This is a genomic window from Dolichospermum lemmermannii CS-548 (assembly GCF_028330815.1).
GTDB classification, from domain to species: domain Bacteria; phylum Cyanobacteriota; class Cyanobacteriia; order Cyanobacteriales; family Nostocaceae; genus Dolichospermum; species Dolichospermum lemmermannii.
Genome location: NZ_JAQMTJ010000270.1, coordinates 1 through 6559, shown reverse-complemented (window position 1 = coordinate 6559; position 6559 = coordinate 1). Strand labels below are relative to the sequence as shown.

Sequence of the window (6559 nt, the reverse complement as noted above, 5' to 3'; positions counted from 1 at the left end):
TCTTGCTTCTTGCCTCTTGCCTCTTGCCTCTTGCCTCTTGCCTCTTGCCTCACCAATAAGCAATGCTAAACCCCGGCAATTGCCAGAAATTACCCAGCTTTCAAAATCTCATCATCTACAGAAAAATCAACTTCTAATTTATCTTGTCCATTGATTAAATAATCATTTACTAAAGAATTTTGCAAACCAGAAATCAAATCATATTTAGGTTGCCAATTTAATTCTATTTGTGCTTTATTCACTGATGCAAAGAAATGCTGTACCCGCATCGGAAAAGCTTTCCGTTTACCGAAATCAAACTTTTTCGGATCATAATGGACGATTTTCACATCATCGGCAGATTTACCAGCAGCTACAGCACAAGCACGCGCTAACCCATCGAAAGTGACAAAGCGATCGCCCGAAATATTATAAATCTGCCCAATTGCTTGATCATTCCCAATTATCTGGGTCATCGCTTGAGCTAAATCCCAGACATGACCAAGCTGAGTGATGTGCATTCCATTCCCAGGAATACAAATCGGGCGATCGCGTACAATTCTATCAAAAAACCAACTTTCCAAAGGATTATAATTTTGCGGTCCGTAGATATAAGTAGGACGAATAGAAGTAAAGGGGATTCCCAACTGCTTGAGGTAAGCTTCCGTTTCATGTTTACCCTGGTGACGACTCTTAGGATCAACAGCATCCCCTTCTAAATGGGGCATTTGGTCAGATTTGAGGTAAACACCCGCAGAACTCATATAAACAAAATGTTTGACCCGTCCTTGAAAAATTTCTGCCAGAGGTTGTGTATCCGTGAGTTCCCTACCATTATTGTCAAAAACGACATCAAAACTTTCTGGTGCTAACTTTTCTTGAAGTTGAGTTGAGTTAGTGCGATCGCCTATAATTTGTCCTACACCTGAAGGTGCAGCATGATTACCACGATTGAACAAAACCACCTCATGTCCATCCTTAATCAGCAGTTGAGTCAAATACACACCAATAAACCGAGTTCCACCGATAACCAGAATCCGCATAACTTTCTAATTCCTGAATAAAAATCACCCTTATCTGTAGAGGTTATCAGGTTGTAGTATCACTAGAGGAACATCTTTTGGTAGGATTATATCTTCTATTCAATCTAGAGAGATCAAACTCTTTCCCCCTGCCGTCTCCGAACGACAATTTTTAATGCTCACCTACTTACCTTCCACCCATTCAACTTAACCGTGTCCTTAGAATATGCCTTAGTTCATGAGTGGTTAACCCCTCAAGCCACAGGAGGTTCAGAACTCGTAGTCCAGGAAATATTAAATCACATTGACGCTGATTTATACGCCCTGATTGATTTTGAATCCAGCAATCCAGAAAGTTACCTGTATAAACGTCAAATTGGCACAACGTTTTTACAGAAATTTCCCCAAGCCCGTCAAGGAGTCCAAAAATATTTACCCCTATTACCCTTGGCCATTGAGCAATTGGATTTGCGACAATATGAAGTTATTTTATCTTCATCTCATGCTGTAGCTAAAGGAGTCTTAACCACCCCTAACCAATTGCATATCTGCTATAGCCATAGCCCCATGCGCTACGCTTGGGATTTAACCTTTGATTATCTCAACCAAAGCAAACTAGGGCAAGGAGCAATCGGCTGGATCACCCGCCAAATCCTCCATAATTTGCGGCAATGGGACGTAATCAGTGCTAATCGGGTGGATTACTTCATTGCCAATTCACAACACACAGCCAGACGGATTTGGCGGTGCTATCGTCGAGAAGCAACCGTCATCTATCCACCAGTGAATATTGATGAATGTCTCTTTTCCTCGCAAAAAGAGGATTTTTATCTGATAGTTTCCCGACTAGTAAGTTATAAACAAGTTTCCTTAATTGTTCAGGCTTTTAATCGCCTAAAAAAACCCTTGGTTATTATTGGCACTGGTCCTCAAATGAACAAGTTGCGGGAAATAGCCCAACCACACATTCAAATCTTAGGATGGCAACCCGATCATATCGTCAAAAATTATATGTCCCGTGCCAAAGCCTTTGTTTATGCAGCTTGCGAAGACTTTGGCATTGCCCTAGTTGAAGCCCAAGCCTGTGGAACTCCCGTAATTGCCTATGGTGCAGGTGGTGCATTAGAAACAGTGAGAGATATTCAGACACATCCTGATACAGGAACTGGTATATTATTTAAAATCCAAACAGTAGGAGCTATAGTAGATGCCGTAGAAAAATTTGTAGATCATGAGCATTTATACAATTACGAGTATATACAAACACACGCTAATCAATTTTCTCGCCAGGTTTTTGCAGAACGTTATCTAGGTTTTGTGAATGAATGTCGTGAAAAAGGAGTTTACCAAAAGTAAACATCGGCCTTTTGTATTTATTTTCTCAGAAGAGTGCAAATTTTTCCTCAAAATTACTGCCTTTTAGCTTTAAGATTGGGACTATGTGTGGTGTGGATTATAAAGGAGTATGATGACTGCCCAGAGTTCACTCCTCTCCGGCAAGCGATACCCGCGGAAGGATAACAGTACATCTGTGACTGTTTTATCAAAACGTGGTCAAAAAGTTAAACAGCCAAAGGTGAAATCCAGAAGTTTATCTTTTCAGGGTTTATACGGAGAGTTTTTTAAACGACTGTTTGATATAGTTTTTTCATTGTCGGTCTTGATTTTGTTTTCTCCCATCTACATGATATTGGCCTTATTGATAGCCATAAGCTCAAAGGGTCCAATCTTTTATGTTCAAGAACGGGTGGGCAAAAACTACCGCAGCTTCAATTGCATTAAGTTTCGCACCATGGTCAACAATGCTGACGAAATTCTCGTCGAAATGATGGCTACATCACCTAACCTCCGAGCAGAATTTGAAGACAATTTTAAGCTGAAAACAGACCCAAGAATCACTAAAATTGGTCACTTTTTGCGAATTACCAGCTTAGATGAATTTCCCCAATTTTGGAATGTTCTCAAAGGAGACATGAGTGTAGTTGGGCCAAGACCTTTAGTAGCGGAAGAATTAATCAAATATGGTGATTATATCAATCATGTTTTAACGATTCGTCCTGGAATTACTGGTTTGTGGCAAGTATCCGGGCGTAATGATATTCCATATCCTCGCCGGGTGCAAATAGACCTCCATTATGTCAATTTTAGGAATTTTTGGCTTGATTTGTGGATCATCCTGAAAACAGTTAATGTTGTCATTATGCCCAAAAATAAAGGAGCTTACTAAGTAAGTACGCAAATTCCATCTTATGGGGCAACATTATGCCCCAAAAACTATTTTTGATAGCAAAGGTATAAAATTTATTCTTACGCATATATACGGCTCAAGGAATTTCTGGTACTGGCAATAATTGATACACTTGAAATTAAAAATATTAATTGAACTAAACCTATAATTATTTGTTAAAGTGTTTTTTAGCAAAAATATTTGTTGACCTTTAACTTGTAATAGCAACTAATATTTGCAGCCTGACTATTGGGCAGTTATATCAATTAACTGCTAGTTTATATCAGACTGTTTGTAATCTTCAACTAAAAATAACAAGGCATCACCAAGCATGACACAAAGAAAACGGGCTTTAATTACTGGTATTACTGGTCAAGATGGTTCTTATTTAACTGAACTTTTACTAGAACAAGGTTATGAAGTCCACGGGATTATTCGCCGTACTTCCACCTTTAACACAGACAGAATTGATCATATGTATGAAGATCCTCATAACGAGGACGCAAGGCTATTTCTCCACTATGGTGATTTGACAGACGGAACAACACTGCGGCGGATTTTAGAGGAAGTCAAACCTACAGAAATTTATAATTTAGGCGCTCAATCTCATGTTAGGGTGAGCTTTGATTCACCTGAATATACAGTAGATGCTGTAGGTATGGGGACATTACGTTTATTGGAAGCAATCCGCGATTATCAGCACCGCACTGGGATTGAAGTCCGTTTCTATCAAGCTGGTTCTTCGGAAATGTATGGTTTGGTGCAAGCAGTTCCCCAAAGTGAAACCACACCCTTTTATCCCCGCAGTCCCTACGCTTGTGCTAAGGTGTACGCTCACTGGCAAACCATAAATTACCGCGAATCTTACAATTTATTTGCTTGTAACGGTATTCTTTTTAATCATGAATCTCCCAGAAGGGGAGAAACATTTGTTACCCGCAAAATTACTAGAGCCATAGCCCGCATAGTTGCTGGTAAACAAAAAAATATCTTTATGGGTAATTTGGACTCCAAGAGAGATTGGGGTTATGCCAAAGATTACGTAAAAGCAATGTGGTTGATGTTGCAACAAGAGCAGCCAGATGATTATGTGGTGGCAACCGGTGAAACCCATTCAGTAAAAGAGTTTCTGGAGTTAGCATTTAGTTATGTTAATCTCGATTGGCAGAAATACGTAGAGTTTGATCAACGTTATTTACGTCCTGCGGAAGTAGATTTATTAATTGGTGATCCCACTAAGGCACAGCAAAAATTAGGCTGGAAACCATCAGTAACATTTAAAGAACTGGTTGCGCTAATGGTAGAAGCTGATTTACAAGCTGTGGGTTGTACTTCCCCTAATGGTAATGGTGCAAAATACCCTCAAGATATTGCTACTACCCGTCAAGAATTAGGATCTCTGCACTTTTAATTCAGATCAAGGATAATAATATGACTGCCTTAGAATTAGCAAATAAACGGATTCTTGTCACTGGTGGGGCGGGTTTTCTCGGCCGTCAGGTGATAGATCAATTATGTCAGCATGGCGCTAACAGTGAGAAAATTACTGTAACGCGATCGCACGACTGTGATCTACGAGTATGGGAAAATTGCCAACGGGCAGCAGATCAACAGGATATTATCATTCACCTAGCTGCCCATGTTGGTGGTATTGGTCTAAATCGAGAAAAACCCGGCGAGTTATTTTACGATAACTTGATCATGGGAACTCAGTTAATCCATGCAGCTTATCAACAGGGGATAGAAAAGTTTGTCTGTGTAGGAACTATTTGCGCCTATCCTAAATTTACCCCTGTACCATTTAAAGAAGATGACATCTGGAATGGTTATCCAGAAGAGACTAACGCCCCCTATGGAGTAGCGAAAAAAGCTCTCTTAGTCCAACTACAATCTTATCGTCAGCAGTATGGGTTTAATGGTATTTACCTGTTACCAGTGAACTTGTATGGACCTGAAGATAATTTCAACCCCAGCAGTTCTCATGTAATTCCCGCTTTAATTCGCAAAGTGGAAGAAGCCCAAACCAGGGGAGAAAAACAACTTCCTGTCTGGGGTGATGGTTCTCCTACCCGGGAATTTTTGTATTCTACAGACGCAGCACGGGGAATAGTCATGGGAACTCAGTTTTATAATGATGCTGAACCCGTCAATTTAGGAACTGGTTACGAGATATCCATTAAAGACTTAATCACCTTAATTTGCGAATTGATGGAGTATGAGGGTGAACTTGTGTGGGAAACCGACAAACCCAATGGTCAACCCCGACGTTGTTTGGATACGGAAAGGGCAAAACAGGCTTTTGGCTTCACTGCTGAAGTAGAATTTAGACAAGGTTTGAAAAATACTATTGATTGGTGGCGTAAAAACGCTGCATAGATGATCTCCTCATCTCGTTCCCAGTCTCCGACTGGGAATGCCTTCATAGAGTCTCTGACTCTAGCATACACACAAGGCAGAGCCTTCTTAATTCATTCCCATACAGAGTATGGGAACGAGGGAAATCTAAAATCTAAAATTTAAAATCCAAAATTGTCTCAGCTAAGTAAAAAAGAACTGCGACGGACTCTACTCCAGCAACGTCAGTCAATGACATTATTAGAATGGAGAGAAAAGAGCGATCGCCTCACCACCAATATCCAAAACTCGGTTATATTTAATCAAGCAAATACCATTCTCGCTTTTTTTAGCTTTCGTCAAGAACCTGATATTAGCTCACTGTATACCAACACTAACAAACGTTGGGGTTTTCCCCGTTGTGTTGATAAGTCTCTAGTTTGGCATTCTTGGCAACCTAAAGACACAATTAATATCGGCGCTTATGGGATTACTGAACCTCACCACGAAGCACCGATAATTGACATTGAAGAAGTAGATTTAATTCTTGTCCCCTGTGTGGGTTGTGATGTCCAAGGATACCGCTTAGGTTATGGTGGGGGATATTATGACCGTTTGTTAAATTCACCAGGTTGGCAGACAAAAGCAACTATAGGAGTGGTTTTTGATTTTGCTTATTTATCTCAATTACCTGTTGATAGTTGGGACAAACCTTTAGAAAGGGTGATGACAGAAAATGCCTTTTTTTTGATACACAATAGTCTAGAATTAACAAAACAACCCCGAATGGAGATTTAACTTGTCCGCATATAGGACTCAATTACAAGCAAACGAGATTAAGCTCAGATTACAACCTTTAAAACCCACATTCCGCACCCCAAACTGTCACAGATCAAAAAAGCCCTTAAAGTAGTACATAATAACTAAAGTCAATTCAAAAATTAAGATGCTTAATGAGAATAAGTAGCATTAAAAGGGACGTGGTGTGATAAAGTGA

Annotated in this window: 6 protein-coding genes; 5 read left to right on the top strand and 1 reads right to left on the bottom strand. The window is 39.9% G+C overall.

The window, feature by feature from the left end; translation table 11 throughout:
• Positions 1 to 89: 89 nt before the first annotated feature.
• Complete coding sequence (locus PN450_RS18600; RefSeq protein WP_271837177.1) at positions 90 to 1022, bottom strand: NAD-dependent epimerase/dehydratase family protein; 933 nt, start codon at positions 1020 to 1022, stop codon at positions 90 to 92.
• 192 nt (positions 1023 to 1214) lie between these two features.
• Here PN450_RS18600 and PN450_RS18595 point away from each other — a divergent pair, with 192 nt between their 5' ends.
• From PN450_RS18595 to PN450_RS18575, 5 genes are all read left to right on the top strand, one after another.
• Positions 1215 to 2357 (top strand): glycosyltransferase, encoded by a 1143-nt coding sequence (locus PN450_RS18595; RefSeq protein WP_271837176.1) that lies wholly within the window; start codon positions 1215 to 1217, stop codon positions 2355 to 2357.
• A gap of 112 nt (positions 2358 to 2469) precedes the next feature.
• Entirely contained in the window at positions 2470 to 3228 is a 759-nt protein-coding gene (locus tag PN450_RS18590) for an undecaprenyl-phosphate galactose phosphotransferase family protein (RefSeq protein ID WP_015078769.1), read from the top strand.
• Positions 3229 to 3559: 331 nt separating this feature from the next.
• Positions 3560 to 4639, top strand: a complete 1080-nt coding sequence (gmd, locus tag PN450_RS18585; RefSeq protein ID WP_148763084.1) for a GDP-mannose 4,6-dehydratase — start codon at positions 3560 to 3562, stop codon at positions 4637 to 4639.
• A gap of 20 nt (positions 4640 to 4659) precedes the next feature.
• The gene (locus tag PN450_RS18580) at positions 4660 to 5604 is read left to right on the top strand and encodes a GDP-L-fucose synthase family protein (RefSeq protein ID WP_148763082.1); all 945 of its coding nucleotides are present in this window, start codon (positions 4660 to 4662) and stop codon (positions 5602 to 5604) included.
• Between the two features lie 153 nt (positions 5605 to 5757).
• Positions 5758 to 6360 (top strand): 5-formyltetrahydrofolate cyclo-ligase, encoded by a 603-nt coding sequence (locus PN450_RS18575; protein ID WP_271837175.1) that lies wholly within the window; start codon positions 5758 to 5760, stop codon positions 6358 to 6360.
• Positions 6361 to 6559: the final 199 nt, after the last annotated feature.